General features: G+C 56.3%; 12 protein-coding genes. 7 read left to right on the top strand and 5 right to left on the bottom strand.

The window, feature by feature from the left end; genetic code table 11:
• The first annotated feature begins 2 nt into the window (after positions 1-2).
• From AC07OT_RS00520 to AC07OT_RS00510, 3 genes are read left to right on the top strand one after another with little or no spacing between them, the layout of a single operon-like run.
• Entirely contained in the window at positions 3-1,358 is a 1,356-nt protein-coding gene (locus tag AC07OT_RS00520; RefSeq protein WP_495107100.1) for an integrating conjugative element protein, read from the top strand.
• A gap of 1 nt (position 1,359) precedes the next feature.
• A complete protein-coding gene (locus AC07OT_RS00515; RefSeq protein ID WP_495107099.1) occupies positions 1,360-1,701 on the top strand; it encodes a hypothetical protein in 342 nt (113 codons plus the stop codon).
• Entirely contained in the window at positions 1,698-3,203 is a 1,506-nt protein-coding gene (locus AC07OT_RS00510) for a conjugal transfer protein TraG N-terminal domain-containing protein (protein ID WP_495107098.1), read from the top strand. Before AC07OT_RS00515 ends, AC07OT_RS00510 begins: the two co-directional genes overlap by 4 nt.
• 8 nt (positions 3,204-3,211) lie before the next feature.
• Here AC07OT_RS00510 and AC07OT_RS00505 read toward each other — a convergent pair whose 3' ends face one another.
• On the bottom strand, positions 3,212-3,574 hold the full coding sequence (locus AC07OT_RS00505) for a DUF3742 family protein (RefSeq protein ID WP_495107097.1): 363 nt from the start codon (positions 3,572-3,574) through the stop codon (positions 3,212-3,214).
• A 221-nt stretch (positions 3,575-3,795) separates the two neighbouring features.
• Between AC07OT_RS00505 and mobH the strand changes: the two genes are divergently transcribed.
• From mobH to AC07OT_RS00485, 4 genes are all read left to right on the top strand, one after another.
• On the top strand, positions 3,796-5,439 hold the full coding sequence (gene mobH, locus AC07OT_RS00500; protein ID WP_495107096.1) for a MobH family relaxase: 1,644 nt from the start codon (positions 3,796-3,798) through the stop codon (positions 5,437-5,439).
• A gap of 512 nt (positions 5,440-5,951) precedes the next feature.
• The gene (locus AC07OT_RS00495) at positions 5,952-6,200 is read left to right on the top strand and encodes a DUF6124 family protein (RefSeq protein WP_253490366.1); all 249 of its coding nucleotides are present in this window, start codon (positions 5,952-5,954) and stop codon (positions 6,198-6,200) included.
• Positions 6,201-6,398: 198 nt separating this feature from the next.
• Entirely contained in the window at positions 6,399-6,677 is a 279-nt protein-coding gene (locus AC07OT_RS00490; RefSeq protein ID WP_495107095.1) for a hypothetical protein, read from the top strand.
• 467 nt (positions 6,678-7,144) lie between these two features.
• Positions 7,145-7,285 carry a hypothetical protein gene (locus AC07OT_RS00485; protein WP_495107094.1) on the top strand — a complete coding sequence of 47 codons (141 nt, stop codon included), beginning with the start codon at positions 7,145-7,147 and terminating at the stop codon, positions 7,283-7,285.
• Between the two features lie 56 nt (positions 7,286-7,341).
• Here the strand turns inward: AC07OT_RS00485 and avs1c are convergent, their stop codons facing one another.
• The 4 genes from avs1c to AC07OT_RS00465 all read right to left on the bottom strand — a co-directional run bounded on the left by avs1c (position 7,342) and on the right by AC07OT_RS00465 (position 20,522).
• Positions 7,342-7,593, bottom strand: a complete 252-nt coding sequence (gene avs1c / locus AC07OT_RS00480) for an AVAST type 1 anti-phage system protein Avs1c (RefSeq protein ID WP_175581887.1) — start codon at positions 7,591-7,593, stop codon at positions 7,342-7,344.
• Positions 7,594-7,612: 19 nt separating this feature from the next.
• A complete protein-coding gene (gene avs1b / locus AC07OT_RS00475) occupies positions 7,613-13,417 on the bottom strand; it encodes an AVAST type 1 anti-phage system protease Avs1b (RefSeq protein WP_495107093.1) in 5,805 nt (1,934 codons plus the stop codon).
• Positions 13,407-14,594, bottom strand: coding sequence for an AVAST type 1 anti-phage system MBL fold metallo-hydrolase Avs1a (gene avs1a / locus AC07OT_RS00470; protein WP_495107092.1), 1,188 nt, complete (start codon positions 14,592-14,594; stop codon positions 13,407-13,409). Before avs1a ends, avs1b begins: the two co-directional genes overlap by 11 nt.
• A 642-nt stretch (positions 14,595-15,236) precedes the next feature.
• Positions 15,237-20,522, bottom strand: a complete 5,286-nt coding sequence (locus AC07OT_RS00465) for an AAA family ATPase (protein ID WP_495107091.1) — start codon at positions 20,520-20,522, stop codon at positions 15,237-15,239.
• Positions 20,523-20,581: the final 59 nt, after the last annotated feature.

Genomic DNA, 20,581 nt, shown 5'->3' with positions numbered 1-20,581 from the left:
CAATGAAGACCCACTACCCCGCCGCCCTGCTGATCTTCGGGCTGCTGTGCTACCCGGCCTACGCGGACGATCCCAACTTCGGCGCCAGCGGCAGTGTGATCGGCGACGACGTGCTGTACAGCATCGGTGGCGGCCGCGCCGTGCCGATGGGCCCAGGGGCGAATATGCGCAGCCTCGGCGTCGGCGTGGGCTGGAGCAGCAATATGATCTGCGGTGACATGAGCCTGGAGACCACGTTGCAGAATCAGTTGAACGGCATCACCAACGGTTTCCAGTCGATCATGAGCAGCGTGATCCAGAACGCCACCAGCGCCGTCGCGTCCCTGCCCGCCCTGATCATCCAGCGTGCCAATCCCGGCCTCTACAACCTGCTGACCAACGGAATTTTGCAGGCGCGGCTGGATTTTGACCGTTCCAAGACCACGTGCCGTGCGATTGCCAACCGCATGGCCGATATCGCTGGCAACCAGTCTGGCTGGGAGCAATTGGCCGAAGGCATGGCGCTGAAAGAAACCACCAGCAAGACCGATGCCGTGGCTGCGATTGAACAGACCGAGGCCAAGCGCGGCAACCGTGGCGTGCCTTGGGTCGGCGGCGAGCAAGCCGGTGGCAGCGGACAGGCGCCGATCAAGGTGGTCGGTGATGTGACCCGCGCCGGCTACAACCTGCTCAACGGCCGCAGCGCCACCGACACCTCCTCGATTCCCAGCGCCAGTTGCGGCGGCCGCTTGAGCTGCCAGAGCTGGCCGTCACCCCAGGCCGCGGCCGACTGGGCCAACCGCGTGTTGGGCGAACAAGTACAGCGCACCTGCGACGATTGCAGCAAGACCGACAGCACGCCGGGCACCGGGCTGACCCCGCTGATTCAGGAAGAGTACGACGCCAAGCTCAAGTCGTTGTTGGATCTGGTCAGCAAGCGCGTGCCGACCACCCCGGCCAATCTGGATGCCGCCGGCAGCAATGCATTGCCGGTGACGCGCGGACTGGTCGAGGCGCTGCGCGAGGAACCGGACCAGGATCTGCTGGGCAAGCGCCTGGCCTCCGAAGTGGCGTTGTCCAGCGTGCTGGAAAAAGCCCTGCTGTTGCAGCGCACGCTGCTGACCGGGCGCCAGGAGCCGAATGTGGCAGCCAACGACCTGGCGCAACAGGCAGTGGCCCAGGAGAGCGACATGCTGACCCTGGAAATCCAGAACCTGAAGACCGAACTGGAGCTGCGTCGCACCCTGGCGGCCAATGCAGCAAGCGAGATACTGCGGCGCAATCAACTGCGCATCGAAGGTTCGCGCGGCGTGTATCAGGGCGATCCGCAACGCAACCGTATCGAGCAGATCGAACAGCCCACCGAGGGAGGCCGCTGAGATGCGCTGGCCAGACGTCAAGTACCTGCGCCCGCTGGGTCGTGGTGCGGCGTGGGCCTTGGGCCTGGTCGTCGCGACCCTCCTGATCAATGTGCTCGCCATCCGCCTGCTGGGCGATGTGCAGGCCTGGAGCAACTGGTTGCGCAATCACACACTGGGCTTGTTGTTCTGGCGCCTGGGCCTGTACGCGGCGCTGATCTACGGCTGGCACTGGATGCGCACTCGCCTGCTGCAACGCGAGCCAGACGCCGCCGCGCGTCTGCGCCGTGCCGAATGGGCGGGCGTGGCCGCACTGGTACTGCTGGAAGTCAGCAATGCCCTTTCGGGACCGGAGGCCACATGACCCTGACCACCACCGACTACCTGGAGTATTACCTAACTTTGGTGGGCTGGATCGTCAACAACGGCCTATGGCAGGTGTTGGTGGCCAGCGGTGTATATGCGCTGCCGTTTCTCGCGATCATCCTGCAGGAATGGCTGCGCGCCCGCGCCGAAGGGGCCGATGAAGGCAACAAGGGTGTGCTTTCGGCGATGCGTATCGAGAACCGGGTGTGGGTAGCCATCGTGGTGATTCTGTTCGCGGCCATTCCGTTTATCCCAGTGGACCTGAGCACCCTGAAGTTCGATGAAAGCCGCTCGCAGCAATGCCAGGTGCGCGTCGTCGCGCCCACGGAAACTGGTTGGGAAAGTGCCTTTACCACCCTCAACAACCAGAGCGCCGAGGTGCCAGTGTGGTGGTTTTTTATGCACTCACTGTCCAAAGCGGTGACCGGCGCGGCAGTAGCTTCGATCCCCTGTGGCGCGGACCTGCGGCAGATGCGCATGGCCATCGACAGCGCGCGGATCGATGATCCGCTGCTGGCCCAGGAAGTCGCCGACTTCACTCGCGACTGCTACGCCCGCGCCCGTGCGCGGCTGTTCATGGACCGCCCGCAACTGAGCGACGAACAGATGAACGATGTGGGCTGGATCGGCTCACGCTACTTCCTCGACACCCCCGGTTTCTACGACCGCTACCGCTCCAACACCCCGCGCAGTGCCTGGCCATATGACGTCAACCGCGATGCGGGACTGGCACAGGTACCGGACGGTGGCGGCTATCCGGGTTGCCGGCAATGGTGGACAGATGGCGACAGCGGCCTACGCTTGCGCCTGTTGCAGCAAGTAGATGCGGACCTGCTGACGCGCCTGTCACGCTGGGCCAGTTTTATCCCCCGCGTGCAAGTCGATGACGCGGTGATCAGAGCAGTAGCCGCGCCTCGGCAGCAGGTGATGAACCAGGGCCAGGTGTACAACGACTATGGCGGACAGGTTGAAAAGAGCATCCCCAACCTCGTCACCCGCGCCACCGCCGACCTGGGCCTGACCGTGGGCTCGCTGGGCTTCTTCCCAGCAATGGATGTGGTGCGCCAGGCGCTACCGATGGTGTTGTCATTCCTGAAGATGGCCTTGGTGATCTGTCTACCGTTGGTGCTGGTGATCGGCACCTATGATCTGAAGACCTTGGTGACCGCCAGTTGCGTGCAGTTTGCGCTGTTCTTCGTGGATTTCTGGTTTCAGTTGGCACGCTGGATCGACAGCACCATTCTCGACGCGCTCTACGGCAGCGGCTCGCCGCACAGCAACTTCAATGTGCTGTTTGGGTTGAACAATTCGTTTGGGGATATGTTGCTGAATTTCGTCATGGCGATGATGTTCTTGGTACTGCCCACCTTCTGGGTCGCGGCATTAACTTGGACTGGACTGCGAGCAGGCAACATTGTTGAAGGACTCGCTGGCGGGGTCAGCGGTGCTAAGGAGGCAGGGTCTAAAGGCAGCGACACAGCCATGAGAGCAGTGAAGTGAGTTTACGCTCATGAATCCCCACTGTCGTGAGGGTCGATTCGCGTATCGTACTTGTCATAAAGACCGAAACCGGAAAGACCATATCGCCAAGTCGGATGATCCTTGTCCCAAGACAGGTCGCTTCGAGCAACACCTCGACCGATTAGCCATAGGCCGCAGAAAATCACCGTTAGCACGATGGAAAAGCTCAGCAGCAAGACAATCACGCTAAAGCGCAGGCACCAGGCGAAGACCCTGGCACCCGGTGCGGGAATCCCAAGCCCAACCAGCCACAAGCGCAACCGCTGTTCCTGTCGCAGCAGGCTTCTATAGGCTCTACCCAGCCAGCGCCCGACACGCTCGGCTTTACTGTTTGTTGAATGACCGCTCATGGCATTCACCTCTACGACAATGGGCTTTTCAGCACTCCAGTTCGAGGACGGACGAGTAACAATGGATACCACAGCGTTCCTGGGATGTGCGTGCCGCCCGTCAGCAAAAATGGCTTGAAACGGCGGGCGCAAGGGACGCAACGGAAGGGTTCATCAATGGCAAAGGCTCTATCCAGAAAAGGCAAAAGGCAATCCCGCCGTGCACACTTCGGAGTGTTGCCATGTTTCGATGGTTACGCCCCCGAAAAGGGGCAACTGAATCGTCCACTTCTGCTGACATCGAACTGCCCAGCGGCTGGCTGTATCCGCAGTCGGCAGCGGCATTGTTGGCCGCGCCCCATCGCCGAACACTGATGGAGCAAATCTGGCAACGCACCGCCGTCTCCCCAGCACAATTCGCCGTGTTGTACCGCGCCCCACTGGAACGCTATGCCGAACTGGTCCAGCACTTCCCCGCCTCACAAAGCCATCACCACGCCCATCCTGGCGGGTTGTTGGACCACGGCCTGGAAATCGTCGTCTGCGCCCTGAAGCTGCGCCAGTCACACCTGTTGCCGCTGGGTTCGCCACCCGAGATCCAAACCCAACATGCCGAAGCCTGGACTGCCGGCATCGCCTATGCCGCCCTGCTGCACGACATCGGCAAGTTGATCACCGACCTGGTGGTGGAAGACCAGGCCGGTCATCGTTGGAATCCATGGCACGGCCCGCTGCGACAGCCCTACCGCTTCCGCCATAACCCGGACCGGCAGTACCGCCTGCATGGCGCCGCAGCCGGGCTGCTGGCCAGCTCCGTGCTTGGCCGCGAACCGCTGGACTGGCTCAGCGGCTTCCCGGAACTGTGGGCCGCCTTGCTGCACGCCTTGGCCGGGCATTACGAACACGCCGGCATCTTGGGCGAACTAGTAATCCGCGCCGACCAAGCCTCCGTCGCCCGCGCCCTCGGTGGCGATCCGGTGCAGGCACTGGCCGCACCCCGTCACGCCCTGCAACGCAAGCTGATTTACGGCCTGCGTTACCTGCTGCACGACGTGATCAAGCTCAACCAACCCGAAGCCTCCGACGGCTGGCTCACCGACGATGCACTCTGGCTGGTGAGCAAAACCGTTTCAGACAAGCTGCGCGCTCACCTGCTGTCCCAAGGCATCAGCGGCATTCCCGAGCGCAATACCACTCTGTTCAACATCCTGCAGGAACACAGCCTGGTGCTGGATAACCCGGACGGCAAAGCCATCTGGCGCGCCACCGTGCAAAGCGACAGCGGCTGGACGCAGACGTTTACGCTGCTCAAACTGTCCCCCGCGTTGATCTGGGAACCGGACCAACGCCCAGCAGCCTTTGCCGGTCGGGTTCAGGTGGAGACGGCAGCGCACAACGACTCAAATGAACCAAACGATGTCCCTGACCTACCCAAGGGCGCAGCGCCGTTACCAGCGTCTGACGAAGCCACTCAACCGCCAGAAGACGCCCCAGCCCTGCCATTCATGCAGTGGCTGCGCGATGGAATACGCGAGCAGCGCCTCGCCATGAACGACAGCAAAGCCCTGTTGCACACCGTTGACGGCACACTGTTCCTGGTCAGCCCCGGTATCTTTCACCGCTATCTGCAGGAACACCCGGAAATCGCCAACAATGCGCACAGCAAAAACCCGCGTGACTGGTCATGGCTGCAGAAGCAGTTTGAACAACTGAAGCAACACCGCAAACGTCCGAACGACCTCAATCTGTGGACCTGCGAAGTCTGCGGGCCTCGTCCAGGCAAACGCCTGCATGGGTATCTGTTGCTACGGCCGGAGTCGGTCTCGGCGCAGGTGTCGTTTGATAACCCCTATCTTCGTCTGATGACGAACGAACACACGGAATAGATCTGCTGATTGGCGGCAATGTTGGCGAGTAAATTCACGTAACGAGCGGATAAGAATGTAGTGTGGCCAGTTATTCTCAAACCGTCTTGATAGACGCTTTTCAGCACGGTAGGCTTTTCATGTCACAGCTGAGCTGTGACCGGGTGTCAGAACCCCGAACGTCTGAGGCGCGGTAACGCCCTTCTATCAAGCAGCCTTGATGCACATGCATCTGGCCGCTGCATTGCTATGGCGGGCCGTGCGGGGCAGGTTTCGACCTGGCCGGTTCCCTCGGACGCCGGTTTTCTGACCCCCGCACGGTCTGCCACCCATACCGTGTCAGAACGGCGGGTGACAGTTTTATCACTGTCCGAGGATATGGAGATGACTTATCCCCCTTTCACGCCAGGGCACCGCCCACTACGTCTAATCAATATGTCGTTACACATATCGGAACTTTCCGTCAGCGCGTTCAGTTGGTCAGCTATCAATCCGTAGCTGTTCAAGTATCCCCCGCAAAGGGAGGTTTGCGTATGAATGATCACGATAACCACGCAGATGCATCTCAGGGCCTTTTCAACGTACGCCCAGACATCACCAACGAAAAAGCCTTGGTGCATGCCAGCGAGTTTCTTCAATCAGCTACCGCACTGGCTTATGACTACATCGCCAAACTCGATGACGCGCAGCGTCAGAAAGCCTTTGGGGTTATTCAACTGATTGAGGATGCACAATTGCTGGTCAACATGGTGTTGGAGCGCGAAGCCCCATCTGCCAAATGAAAAATCAGCCCCGGATGGCCATTCCCAAAAGGAGTGGCTATCCGCTTTGCCGATAGCGGACTACAGATCCCACACCTATCCGTTCGGACAGTAGATCCTCACATCGCTCTCCCGACACAATCACACTATCGCCAGGGTGGACTCGGAAAGCCGTCCATCTCACAGCACCGCTCACATCTTCCCGTATGGAATCGGCCTTTGCTATGTTGGAAGCCTTATGAAGCTCGAAATTGCCTATACCAGGCGTTAGCCTCAATCAACGTTCCCGAGCAAAAGATCAATGCGGTCATTGATGCGATGGAGTCTGACTTGAATACCTATCTCGCGACAAAGGCTGATATTGCCAATGTAAAAACGGAGCTTGCGAGTTTTCATGGTGAGCTCTCGAAACTCGAAGCGCGACTTACGATTCGCATGGGTGTCATGCTATCGGCCGCCGTTGGTGTGCTGATCGCGGTTATGAAGCTGATGCAGTAAGCGTTCCCCACCTAGCTTCACTCCACATAACGCAACCAGAGGTGCGTCCTGTCAGATATCGCCTTCACGACAATTGAAGCAACTACCTGCCGGTTTTCATCTGGAATGTTGTAGAGCGCACAAAAGTCTTTGGCAACCAGGTTTGCGCGGGACTCATCGGGCGGCTCAGCCCGGATGAAGCCGAGGTAGGATGCCGGGGGCAGTCCACGCATAGGCTGGAGACGTCTACGATGCTGGGGGCAGTCCAGACCTTAGATTTTATAGGCTCTCACGGAAGGTCAATACACACGTCTCATTGCCGACTGATCAGGATCCAAGGCGAATGCTCATTCAATACGTATTCGGACAAATTTTGCCCCATTGGTTCGCTAGCTGGAAAAATGTTTGGCATAGCAATCAATCAGGGCTGACGCCTGAGTTCCCTCGCGAAATGCGATCTGGTCTTCAATGTCTAACGAGGGCAGCATATGGATAAGCTGATCATCGGCATACAACCTCAGCACTGCTTCCGGCTCAGGCCCATTGCTGATACGGCCAGTAATCCTCTGAGCCATCTCGATAGCCGCGCCGATCATCACGTCGGCGAGCTGCACGGCGGGGCTATTTGATGTAATCCTTTTATGGCAAGCCGTTATGATCATCTCGTATGAATTGAATGGTGGGTTCAATCTTCATCGGAATCAAATGAGGGGGCGAACGTTGGCATTTGATGAGCCATATTCGCTTGCAAGCGAGCAGACTCGTCAATACTGAGGAAATCGACCCTGCCATTGGGCAGATATCTGACCCGAGAGATGCTGTCATACCCCCCTACTCCTTCGACAAAGCGCATACGGCCGGTTCGGCACATTTCTACTAGGACTCCCATCCGTTCCTCAAAATCAGCCCGGGTTTCTGGCGTATCAAAAGTAGCCATAATTTAAATCTCCTTTCTCTCAAGACTTCATTACTGCCCAGACTTTTCCATTCAGCCGAAGCTCCCAGCCGATATTCCACCCAGGCGGAAGTGTCAAAGCACCTTCATGAATGGCAAGCATGGCCGCCTCACAGCGACGACTGCCCCCGTTCGCCGCGACCGTACTGCCATCACGCCAGTGATAGCGAACGGTGGCTGACTCACTGACACCGATCAACTGAAGAAATTTGCGCGTCGGTACGGAAGGCGTGCGCGACGCAAAATAGGCCGCTGTAGGCCGAGCGCGAACGCAAATTGCCATCTGCCCGTCAGGCGCCTGTGGCGCATCCTGGTTGGCCTTGAACCCCTCAAGCGATACGAAAGGTGACTGCCGAGGATCGGGTGAGCGGAGATGGGCCAGCAGCTCAACGGTGACAATTTTCCCATTCAATTCGATCACACATTGCACGTCGAGAAAAACTAAACCCTGACTGAATGGCCGAAAGTCCTTTGGCGAGCGCATCTTGAGCGATGCAATAAGGTCAGAGAGAAACTGATGACCATTCGGAGGTGCTGCACAATGGTTAGGGTTATGGCACCGTAACAGTTCTTCGATGACGTGCAACTGCTCGCGGGACATGGATTGGTAAAGGCCGAGATTGAACGCATAACGGACTTTGTTCGCCCAGCGGCCCGTCGGGATTTGATCCGGCTCTCTGAAGTTTTCTGCAACACGCTGCTCCAAGAGATGTGTGACCTCCGTCGACAGCGGCGAGCAGAGTTGCGCCAGCACCTCTTCAGTTTTGTTCCGCGTGCTTGCCGTAATCAGACCTAGCCTTGCCAATGTAGCCCACTGCGAACGCAGCCCCTGTGGGAAGTGGCTCGGCGGAGCGATCGGATCGTCAGACGGCTCAGTGGCTTGCTGGTCTAGGACGGTATTTAGAGTGGTCTGTGCGGCCTGCGCGGTGGTGCTATCTAGCTCTGCGGCACGATCAACGATGCGGGAAAGAATGGCCAGCCGCGATACGTGTCGACATTCGACGAGCAGCATAGCTAGATCGAGATGCGGAGCAAGGCGCTCCCACAAGGCCACAGGATTGCGGCGGGACAATACGTCCAAGACTGCTGCCGCGAGATCGGCCCGATTGTGTGAATCCATCGAAAACGCCAGCCGTATAACGGGAACAAAATAGGTCTCTCCCGTGCTCACTAACCAAAGCAACATAGCTGCCGCGCTATCCCGCCGCTCCCAAGATGGATGATCGAGCGTCCACAAGAAAAAATCGAATAACGCTACCTCTACACTCGTGGTTGCGCCTTCCAGATACTCAAATTCCTGCGTCGCGTTTTCTCCGACCATGTGGCCGACATGCTCGATAGCATGGTGGAGTAGCGTGCATTGTTGATCCGCGCTCAGCTTGCTGGCCACCTTATCGATCATGTGCGACGCAATCAGCCAACGTCGAACATGGCGCTCTTCTAGCGCCAGGGGACCATACAGTCTGGCTAAGGCGTCAGCCTCTGGAACCGCGTCTTGTATTATTTTTTCTGCGGCTGATCCGGTGTGGTTGCTCGTCCAGACGGACCAGCCGCCATCCTGCAGTGTCTGCAATACGCGAACCGCTGCTTTGACTGCCGCGGTAGTGTTACCCCTACGCTTGAGCGTAAGCGCGGTTTGCAACTCGACGCGCGCCTGCTCATCAAACGAGAACTTTCCAAAAAGCCCGGGCTGGTAAAGCGACTCCTCCACCGAGGTGTCGCCAATAGATTCTGCCTTTGACTCCGACTCAGGTTCAGCCGATGTGGGCTGAGTAGTGGCGGCGGCACGACTGGAGCTGTCTGTGAACTGCTCAAAGAGTTCAGGTCCTGCGCTCGTCTCAATAATCGCAAGCACAGGCTCAAAAATAGCTGTATGTGTCGTCGGTAAGGCGGCAACCAAGGCTCGTAGCAGACGGAGCGATCGTTCGGCATTCATATTCTGCGAGATAGTTCGGACGCGCCCCTCCGCCCACTTTAGGTCATCAGAGCCGACAACCATGGCGCTAATTAACCGGGCATAGTGCATCCCCCAATCGTCAAGATGACGGTCATCACCACCTTGAAAGACCTCCAACAAAGCCCAGTACAACCGCCAATCTAGACTATCGGGCGTTTCCCATAACAGCGAGAGTAATGCGGCCTGCTCTTCAAGCGCACCGCCCGGGAAATGCATGCCGGTCAACGGCGCCACCCGATCCAAGCCCCCTGCTGCCGCTTGTTCATAAAGTTGGGGCGACGTTCCACATGTTTGGTGCTTGAAGTAATCAACAGCCTGGCTGTACAGGGCTCGTCGGCATAGTTGAGCTATGAAGTTGCCCTTATCTGCCCGCACATAGCGCTGGAATGTCATCTCCCCGCTTGCCCGTTCAAGATACGCAGCAATTTGCTGCAGTGAGGCGGTCGGTATCGATGTAGCCGCTGGCAGCGCTGCCAGCGTGCTGGACATGAGCGAAAGCTGGTCCTCCTTATACCAACTGGGCCCCATGGAGAAGCGCAACACCGTCTGATAAGTCTTGACCGCCTCTTCCTCCGCGTTCAGTCGCTTTAGTAATGGGACAATACGCAGTAATTCAGGAATGAGCTCGTAGCGGTTCTCGACGTTTGTCTGGACGAAATCACGCCACCGGATTAGCAAGTCAAACAGCGCATCGGCGATAGTCGGTTGCAGCTCCATAGTCATGAACTGATCCGCCACCATGGCCAATGTTTGCCGAAACCCTTCGTTGTATAGGCCCAGTTGCTCGGCAAAACCGTGCTTGAGTACCGTTAACAACTGGCCGACGAATTGTGGCAGGCACTCCACCAGCAGTTTTGCCAATCGCTGGAACAGCGCAGGGAAAATGGATTCCGGTATGGCATAGGCGTGCTGCCAGTGCATGCGCTCACTCAAAGGACGCGTCATGTTCGGCAGAACGCGGTCCGATAAGTACGACCACACCTGACCCAGTACTTGCGCGTCATTAATGGCTTTTGCTCGGCGGGCGGTGCCATCCGCCCAGGCGACGGAAGCCACCAGCGAGCGTAACCACGCCTCCCAGTCGGCCCCAACCTCTGAGCCAATCGCCGGTTCCTGATAGCTTTCATTGAGAAAGTCCGCTGCCCGCCACAGCTCGTACGATTCTAGGAATCCCGTAAGGTCCGGTCGTGCCCGATTGGACGAATACAACATCAATGGCTGGGCTTTGGTGAGAGTGGGCCCCCCACACTTGCGAATGAGCTGCGGTGATGCCCCGCTCTCAATCAAAGTATTGACTGTACTTAAAGATAATTCGGTAGGTTGGTCGAGCCGTTGACTAGCCTCGTCCAGATCACTGAGCAATGGTCCAACCATGCTTGCAGACAAGGGTATGCCATACAGATGCGAATTGATTCTGGCATGATTGAGCACGCCGAGCAGTGTCGAGACCACTGCCTCAGGCGGAATAGCTGTCAAAGGTAATCGCGCAATCGGGGTATACAGTCCTTCCAGGCATAACTTTGCCCCGTAGAAACTGCCACCCAGATTGGCGATAACCTCGCCCAAGTCGATCTCACCGAAAGCCTCAGGGACAGCGCGGACCTGTCGTATCGCCGCTGCTAAGATAGGGTTTACGGGTGGTTCGCCACCAGCGGCGCTTTCCAATGCCAATCCATGCAGGCGCAGCATTACGGTCTGGAGAAACACATCCGTTTCAATGCTGCCTGTCGCTTGAAAATTTTCAAAAACCGAATCCAATGATTGATGCATTGCGTCAATCAGCTGCATGGCTTGCCCTGTACTGCCCATCCGAATCAAAGCATGAACGACTGCACAAGTACCGAGGGGAGGAGCAACAAGACGACCATTGCGAATCAGATGGCGCAGCGCCTGGTCGGTATGCCCGAGCGCGCACAAGGCCAAGGCCACTTGTTCAGCGGCTTGGGTAAAAAGGGTGTTGTAGCGAAAGGTCAGGCGTTGCGACAACAGCAGCAAGCGAATCGTATCTTGGGCCGCACCGATCTGAGTCGCTGCGGTAAGCGTAGCCTCAATGTCTCCCAAGAGTACGTCCGGTTCGGCACCGAGCGTGACCGAGGTGTCCACCCAGGTTTGTTGGCAGTGCTGGATTGCCTGTTTTTGCCCCGCTGTGCCGCCCAACAACCCGTGGTAAACCCGATTCAGCTGACCATAGTCTCCGCTCTGGACCAAATAGCAAAACTCGGCCAGCCGTTCTTGTAGACGCTCCCCCAACGTAGAGGTTTTATGCTTGATGAACTCTGAAAACGAAGCGTGGTAAATCTCGGTATTTCCCGCTTCAGAAAACAGATGACGGATTCTCGCGAGCGTGGGGACATATACCATGCTCTCGGCTGGTTCCAGCATCGCGACCAGGTCCTTGGTGGGGAGTCCCCAGCGTAGGCGCGCCACAAGCCCCAGCAAATTCACCGCATCCTGGTCGGTCAGCAAATGTCCCCACAAGGTTTCATAGTAGTCTTCAATGGTGCCGCTGAATGCCGGCATCTGGATAATATCGGCTTCGCTTGCTCCGTCGTTCACCATATCAGTAAGGTAGCGCAGGTACAGCGGATGCCCTTTTGCCCGGTCACACAACAGGCTAACTAGCTTTGAAGTTGCTACGGTCGGGTCGAGTAACTCTGTACACAGCTCTTGTTGACTGTCTTGCCCCAGTGCGGGTAAGGTCAAACGAGCAGCACCCTGTAACAAGCCGCCCATGCTCGCTGCATGTACATCCAAACCGGCGACGGTTATGACAATCACCAACCCAGTCGGTAACGTTGGTGGTATTAGCGCGACGAGTCGTTGAAGAGCGTCCGTGCCGACGCTAGCGGCTTCGTTCAGACCGTCGATAAAAATGACACCGACCTTGCCCACTGCCGCTTGGCGGTGTGCCAGATACTGGATTCGTTTATGGCTGGTTCGGATCAGCTCTGGATAAGAGAGCTCCTGCAAACGCGCCGGTTTTCCGCTCACCGCACTCGACCACAGTGAATTGATCCAATCAAAAAATACTTCCGGCTGGGCCTGATGCGCCGGAGTGATCCCGCGCCCCCGCTCAGATAGCGCGTATATCCCCAACACTTCGAGCGACTTACTAACAGGTTCAAATTGCCGGCAATAGGTTGACTTGCCGATACCATGGGCCCCCTCCATGACCAAGTAACCGTTCTCGAGTGTGGCCAAGCGTTCTTCAAGCAATCGGTCGAATTCGGGTCGAGTACCAAAAGGCATACGTTGTGCCTCAACTGAGGCAACGTCTGCCAGTACACCATTGGCTTCGAGGAAAGGAGATAGCTGGTGGAAGCTGATTGCCGCGAGCGCAGTGTTGACGCTTACGCGTAACATTCCGCGGCACTCCCCTTCGACCATCAACGCCGCGCCAGAGAGACCACCATAATCTGTCAGGTGGGTGTCCGGGCTGACTGATAGATCTAGATCGACCCCATGAACGAGTTCGTCTAATGCTTGCTGGATCCCGCCGTTGAGTAAGTGGCCCAAGTTAAGCTTGTGCACGGCATAGCCGAATGCGGACCATTTTTCACCGCCCCTGAGCCGCCGGGTGCTGATTACTAGTGGTTCAAATGGATGCTCGATAGGTAGACGGAGAAGGCAGATATCCAGGTCTGCATCTTGAGCCTGAACCGTCACGGTATGCTGCAACGATGCGTCGCCGGAGCCAAACTGAACGATGATGTCTGCGCCTGAAGCTACAGCCGCCTCCACGCAGTGAAAGGCCGTTAATACGAGTGAGGGGGTGATAAGCCAGCCGGTGCCTTCTTCGTGGGCATTGCTGACACGGCAAGTTGCTTGTTTTACCACTTCATCCGCCACTGTTGACGTCTCCTAATTGAATCCATTCATCCTTGACGACGTGAACACTGAAGCGCGCCCCGGATTGTGATGAGTGACTCCGCAGCCGTTGCACGGATGCGGTTTCATAATTGAAATAGAGCTTGCGCTCAAAAGTCGCAGGTCGATCTACGATCGCTGCCAAGACTTCGTAGTCTGGATGACTGTGCCTGCTTCCGTTGGAGGAAACGAGGTAGCAAGGCGCATCGATCAACGCGAGGAGTTCCGGACTGGTATTACAGAGGCTCCCGTGGTGAGCGACTTTAATCGCACTGAACATCAAGCCCTGAGCGCCCGGGTAGTGTCGTTTCAATGCCTCGACAACTTCTTCGGCCCAAGCGTCGCCCAATAGGAGCACACAAGCCGAGCCAGCAGAAAGCACCAACACAATGGAGCTGCCATTGGCTCTTGCCGTATCCGGTGTGTAGGCATCGGCGAGGGTTCGATCGCGCCGAGCAGCAATGGGGCGAACACTGGGTACGCGCGATTGTTGCGCTGCATGGCTGCACCACATCTCGTAAGCGTCGTCTACTAAATCGTTGCTCAAAGACTTACCCCGGTAGCCCAACCGACGCATCTCTTGTAACCACAGTTTACTTAGGGCTTCCAATCGCTCAAGGGTAGGCCCCAGTACTTCCAGTTGTACCTGGTTGCCCAAGGTGTAAGGAGCACAACGGTTATCGATCGAGCGAGAGCCATCACTATGATTCCAATGGTAGCCGTTGGATCTGAGAAGCTTAGCCAAGGAGCTTCCTTGGCTCGCCCCGATAGGATTAGGGGAAAGCGCCGGCGGCACAGGAAAACCGCGGCGTTTAAAGGCCTGTAGAACGCCAGCATGATCGCTTAGGTCTGGTCCATCAGACGTGTACGGCACCGAACGCAGACTATTGTGCCAGACAGCGTCAACCTCGATCCTACGAGAACCGGGATAACCGTTATCGTCGAAGAAGGCCAACAACCCACCGATGTGATCTGCGTCGATGTGACTGCAAACCACCAGACTAAGACGCTCTCCCCGCTCCGCTAGCATGACCAAGTCGGGGGAAATACAAGACGTGTAGGTGCTGGCATAACCTCCATCAATCAGAATGTACTGACCGTTAGCATTGATTAAAAAGGCATCGCCGTTTTTGGCCGGATACATCTTCAACTCAAGCATAAGCGGGGCAACCAGTGGCCAGACCAATAGCAGAAGTGAATTGCGAACTACGCCAGACATACAGGGAGTGGGCCTGCCTTTTAGCGCAAGCCAACCTTACGTAAAATTGGCGGCCGGCGTTTTCTAGCCACTTAACGTCTGTTTTCTCATTTCCTTTGGGAAATGTGCTGCTCTCTAGACCAACCGCGGTCACCGCCTGAAATTGCTGCTTCCTAAAACGCTTGATAGTGATGCGACGCAAATGCATACGTCATCTTCCTTGTTCGACGTGGTCGCACCGTGATATCAGATTTATCGATCCACCACAATCAATGCCCCCTGGACATCACGGGTGTAACGTTGCTGTTCGCCGGGCGATTGCCCGGATTGCAGGTGATTATTCGGCAGCCGGTGATGTTGCGTCGCCACCCCCAGGAGGCCGTCCGGGAGAATGAACGCAATAGCTTAGGGATCAACCTCGCACGAGGCCTCGCGGCACAGCAGTGAAGCAACAACCAACCCTGCGGCTGAGGCTCGTTTGGACCGTCCTAGAGTAAAGCGAAATCGAATGAGCTTAGGTAACTCACTAGATTTACTCTGGGAGCAAGCGAACTTGAACTGATCGGACACGGGCGGAACCTTCATTTTGTTGGCGACACACAGTCAGCAATTTTTGCGTACAGCTCTGAACGCTTCACTTTGCTCTAAGGCACAACTGCGACGGTCACCTAGATCGATCAACGCGTCGAGTATACGCAGCAAGCCAAGCGACTGGCCCTGATCGAGAGGGAAGTACCTGTCGGCGAGGCGTTGTACAACAGCAGCAATACGTGCTGGTAGTGTAGAGCCCGTCCAGCTTCCGTGGGCCCGCTCAAGGGATTCAAGTGCAGCTGACACCTGATGGATGAACGCATCCAAAGGATAGACATCTGCAGCTCGTTCACAAAGGCTCAAAAACTTACCCATAACATACGACGACCAACCGATGGAGGACATGATTTTAGTAATCAATGGCATTACTGCCTCGATTTCTGACCAGTTGCCGTTCGCGAATCGATTCGCACCTGGCTTATCCTCTGTCGCTACAAACAGCAACGCATCGATGAGTCGTGACAACGCATTATCGTGGACAGAACCATCATTTCGTTTTGAAAACGCCCGATCGCTGATCAGCCTTTCAGTACACATGTCTAACAACGGCAAAGTGCTCGAGGGAATGACGGGAGCACCTACAATATGGCGGATCGTCAAGGACTGAGCGATACGGCTTAGCATTTGAAGTGCATTCCGCTCTGGCACTAAGAACGGCCTTAAGCAGGAATCGATGAACCATCGCTCTTCGACTAGTGGTGCTGAGCGAGCAAACAAATGACCGAGTGAGGTATGCCAGTCGTACTCCTCCGGGTGATGTTCTTTCCCTCCTTCAGGCATGGGTGGAACCAGCCTCGAAGCCGTCCATGCTGCGAGGTCACCAAGCGCCAACTGCCAAAAATCCCCATACACATCTGAAGAGCACCACCGTTCAACGGGGAAGTACTTAAAGATTCCCGCGGCAAATTGCCAGTCAAAGAATGGGTCAGGATCACGCAGGACCTGATCGCCCTCCTTACCCATACCCTTTGATAACTGCTCCCAGGGCTTTGGCATACTTGGGAACTGAGTAGGATGTGCCTCAGAAAGCGCTTCATGGGCGAGCAGCAGAGACTGATCACGATTGATGCGGTCTCTGGAATGGTCGTGGCCATCTTTGGGTGTCCAGGACGAGCGCCAACGAACGGCCATCCGCATGGCTAACTGGGCAGACACCCAAGTTACTGCCAGGTCAGGATCTTGGAACAATCCTGAAAAAGCCAGAGCCGAAACACCCTCCAGCGGATGAGAAGTCAGATCAATTAACGCTGTAACGGCATCGACATCCAGGCTATCGATTTGCCTTTTATGCACCAACGCCACAATTAGGTGGTTAAACGGATGCCATGAAACCTGCGAGCCATTGAGAGGGCGCTCCCGCATATTCCAGACGCGCCCCATGACCTCCCAAGCCCACTCAAGCTCCCCGCTCTCCTCTGAGCCAAGCCGTATGACGCATGCGGCAATGCAGGAAATCGCACTCTGCACCGCATGATCACCTACGTCGTAACGCACCTCAAACATCTCATCGGTGTCATATTGTTTGGCAAATGCAATCGCGAGCTCCAGATTTAAGCGAGGCTGTAACGCATTTTGCTCGAGTGATCGGGTTGCCCAATCAAGTACGCTCGATGCGTGAAGAAACGCCGTCGTCTCCTCCAGTCTTATCTGTTGCTCTGTATCCAGTGGCACTGGTGACTCATACAAAATTTCGGTAAGGCCAGATTGTGTTGGAACTGCTCGGTAGTTATCGCTATCACCTTGTCCAGCCCACAGCACTGCTAACTCCATCAAGCGCTTGGTGGTGAGAGCATCATTAGCGTCTTCTTCAAATTCGAAAGGGAGCGCGGTTGGGAATGCGGCGAGGGCAACCCGAAAACGATCACGTAACTGATCATTACCCGTCATCGCAAAAGCTGCTGCGAGTTGCCGCACATTACGTTTCCGACTATTCCGTGCTTTCAAAAAAGCTTGGGCTTGGGCTTTGTCCCCCATCAACCTTGATTCCAGGCCGAGTCCAAAAATGTCGATGTCCAAGGTAGGCGTTTGGACCACCCTTTTTAGGTCATGCTGCCAGAGCCTTTGGCAGCCTACCAATACCAACGTGGTTTCGGACACATGAAGCGATTCAAGTGCAATAACCAGGGCCAATCCAAGAGCAGCGATACCATCTGAGTTTTCTACGATCAGCCGGATGATTTCGTCTGTCGGCCGGCCATGTTCAAGTTGTTGGAATGCCCAATAGCTAAGCGCCAAGTATGCACATTCGAGCGGGGCGGCGCCTAATTGGCCCTGAGACCAGCTGTAGACTGGCCAATCGCCCCAAAAAGCCTGCACGCCCCAAGGAAATTCCAGTATGACTGGCACGGGAGTCTTCAGGTCATCCCGGAGTGCATGAACCTGCCGCCAACCCGTCACTGCGTGGTTGGACATATCGTTTATGAGCCCGAGAGCTTGATCAGGGGCGTGGGCAAATAGGCTGGCAAACGGCTCGTGCAGAGCTGAGGGATCAGAGTAGTAGCGGTGGTATTTTCTGATGCCTGACTCATCGATCTTCGGAAGCTGTTGGCCCAAGGAGTGAAACATATGGCCCAGCAGTTGCTGTTGCTTAGGAGATCGTTCTTCTTCAGGAATTGCGCGTATGGCTTTCCTGCGCTCGGCGCTCCTTCGACTTTCCTCCTCCTCGCGTGCAAAGCGGTCACCAGGCAACTCGTCCAGCAACTCTGCTTTGGCTAATCTAACGACGGCCTCTGGATTAACGGACGCCATAACGTGTGTGTATGCCATTAGCGTACTGTATGCATCATCTCGTAAGTGCTCGGTATCCGCTGCGCGCGTGTAAAGCTCAACGGCTGCATGAGGGAATGCAGCTGCACTTCGTAGGATAGCGCGGCGAAGAGAAACGGCGAGCTGATTGATGGCGTCATGGCCAAGATCGACCCATTTCCGGTGATTTGAATCAGCACGGTTCGCGTTTTCAAGATGCAGCAGCCAATTGCTACTCTGAGCCACAATACCGCGGGTGCGCTTGTTGCCGTGGTTGGCCCACATGTTCAGCCATACTTCAAAAACATCCACCACACATGGAATCAGGCGACCGGGCAATGTATCGGCAACTGATAACAACCAATCTATGAGCCGGCCCCAGCTTCTGACATCCGAAGGCCAACCCAGAAGGTGCGCAATACGTATGGAGTCCTCCCCGTCCTCAACACCTCCAGCACGTTCTAATACCACGGGGTTGGGAATAGTGTGCTCCGCCTGAAACCACACTAAAAGCTTTTCTAAGAGTTGGAAATCGACCTTCTGCATGGCAGAAGTGAATTCTGCTTGTGTGCCTTCTGCAATGAAGGCTGCGGTGAAAGGGGGCGCGGTCAACCAGACTCTTCGCCATTGCGGCCTCAGTGGCCTGCTCTCCAGCAAACGATATCCTTGCGTCCATTGTCCCGGAACACCCAGGCTCCGCTGGGCGAGTAACCCCACCACTCGACCGAGTAAGGGGGGCTCGCCGGCTTCACCGATCGCGCCGTGCCAATCAGGGCCAAGATCGATTAACAATTGATAAAACGCCCACTCAAAGAAAATATCGTGGGTAAAAGAGACGGCCGCTCCATCATCATGGTCGCGAACAATGAGGTCAGCCTTGAGAGAGGCTAGCTGGGACACGGTACTAGGCTCTAAACTGCGAAGTCGAACACTTTTACCCAACTCTCCTACACCTTTCTCCGCAAGATCGATAATGGCGCGTCGCCTTACGTAAGCGGAATCGGGTGATGCATCGTAGCCTGCACGGGACCACCAAGCTGCGATCAGATCAATTTCTGTCTGCAGCGCTGAGCCTTGAATTGTTGCGCTGTTTCTCGCTAGTACTGCGGCGAAAAAAGGCCGCCGTGCAATTTCCTTCACCGCAGATGAGTTACTTAGCAGCGAACGGAGTGCTGGAATCTGGTCCGCCAGCCTACCGGCTTCCGCATCCGAAAAGGGTTCTACAAAGACATCGCCAATCCCGTCATCGTGATAAAAACTGCTTGGAAACCATGCTCGGTACGGTTCTAACCCTTGGTCCCGAGATGTTGCTAAGACTCTCCAATTGCTGAGGGTCTCATGGGTTTCAATGACCCTCAGCAGATCAATGATGATGCCCTTACGATCCAAAGGGACGCGATCAATGCCGTCGATAAACAGGATCGGTGTACCCGTGCTCCCGATTTCAGCAAGGATTTCTTCTGCGGCATGCCTTATGCCCAAGGTTGCGGAGAATGCTGACCAGCTATTTCCGAACAATCGGTCAGACTTGATGAATAGGCATGGTCCCTTCGCGGAGGCAGTCTTAACAAACTGCTTTAAAACCACCGATTTCCCGCAACCAGGCAAGCCCGTTAGATTTACCAGCCGAAACTTCTCTAGATGTGCAGCAACTTCCTTGGCAACACTGGGTCGCTCGACGTGGTAACTGCCAACATCCTCCAGGATGTCAGCCATGCCGTCCGTAGAATACCGTTGAATCAGGTCAAGGTCCGCGACATAGCTGGGAGCGCACCGGAGTGGCACTGCGCCCCGCAACTGCTGCACAAGTGTCGTTCGCGTCCATTTTCTAGCCTGCCCAGCCCCATCGCTTGCGATCTGGCACAACCGATTGAACAACAACTCTGCAAGCCCTTCCTGATCGCTAGCGATCACCCCTTTCAACTGGGTGATTACGGCGCCACGATAAATGCCGCCCTCACCGAGCCCGTCAATACGCAGCGCTACAAGGTGTTGATAGAAGTCCTTTTCTTCGTTCTTTGTCTGTGTTTCAGTCAACGGCTGCAGTTCTGTCCGCAAAGAACGCTCTGAAGCGGCCGCAGTTCCCCCGACCTCGAAGCGCCTAGCAAAATCTTTTCCACAGACATCTGCGCGGGCCCAGTCAATCAACCGGTTGATCGAACGGTAACTCGCCACCGCAACATGCTCGGTCACAAAGCCATAGGCATCGCGGCCGACCTGGAAAGTCGACAGGCGTCGGGTAGCGGCTGCGGCAGTCATAGTGCTGAGAAAATCTGAATTGCTAGCCGCCGCAGTGAGCCGCAGCGAACGTTTTACTTGCAGGCCGAGCACTCGCTGACCGGCTTCGTCCTTCATCTCCACGATAAGATCATCCATCGGATGATCGGCCGCCTGCTGTACCGCAACGGACCTGACCACCCCGGTGCATCCCGCCGCATGTCCTTCGAGCAGTAGCGCCACGAGGTAGTAGGCCACTACTTGGTCTTCGTAGTTGAATCCTGCCCCACCAGTCAGTTCCGTGGAGGTGGATTGGCTTCTGCTACCTGCAGTCATGAAGAGTCCTTTCGGTTTTGAATTCTTTGGGTTTCAGCAAGTGAGCGCTACGAAATGCT

The organism is Pseudomonas sp. GW821-FHT09C10 (assembly GCF_059418085.1).
The sequence above is the reverse complement of the archived record's forward strand: the minus strand, read 5'-3'. Positions and strand labels throughout refer to the sequence as shown.